The sequence below is a fragment of the Vibrio sp. 811 genome, assembly GCF_033339195.1.
Genome location: NZ_JAWOUB010000234.1, coordinates 1 through 843 on the forward strand (window position 1 = coordinate 1; position 843 = coordinate 843).

Consider the following 843-nt stretch of genomic DNA (forward strand, 5'->3'; position numbering starts at 1 on the left):
CTCTGCATGCACCATTTACTGGGGTTGGTTTGCCAGAAGACGCAACAGAGCAACAGATTTACCAAGCGATTCACCATCAATTGGTGGCGAATGCTAAAGCAGTGAAGCTGTGCCAGAAAATTGTACCGAATGGCAAAATCGGCAACATGTTACTGGGTGCCATGAACTACCCATACACTTGTAACCCTGATGATGTGTTAGCCGCCATGCATGAAAACAACAAGTGGTTGTTCTTCGGTGACGTGCAAACTCGTGGTCAGTATCCTGGTTATATGAAGCGCTATTTCCGTGAAAATGGCATCGAGATCCAGATGGAAGACGGCGATTTAGAAGACATCGCCTCGGCCAGTGTCGACTTTATCTCCTTTAGCTACTACGCCAGTGGCTGTGCGAGCGCGGATCCGAAACAAAAGGAAGTCGGCAATATTGTTGAGAGCGTGCCGAACCCATATTTGGAAAAGAGCCAATGGGGCTGGTTGATCGATCCCAAAGGTCTGCGTATTTTGCTGAACTTCTTGCACGATCGCTACCAAAAGCCGCTCTTTATCGTGGAAAATGGTTTGGGAGCGAGAGATGAATTTGACGAAAATGGCGAAATTCAAGATGACTACCGCATAGCCTACCTCAACGATCACCTAGTGCAAGCGCACGAAGCCATTCTTGATGGCGTGGAATTAATGGGTTTCACCAGTTGGGGGCCGATTGATTTAGTAGCCAACTCAACGGCAGAAATGAGCAAGCGTTACGGATATATCTACGTTGATCGTCACGATGATGGACAAGGCACTTTAGAACGTAAACGCAAAAAGAGCTTCTACTGGTATCAGGATGTGATTCGTACCG

Annotated in this window: 1 protein-coding gene; it reads left to right on the top strand. The window is 47.4% G+C overall.

What is annotated here, in order from left to right; genetic code table 11:
* Positions 1–843 (top strand): family 1 glycosylhydrolase (locus tag R7Q46_RS26045; protein WP_318078064.1); only part of this gene is annotated, 843 nt, incomplete at both ends.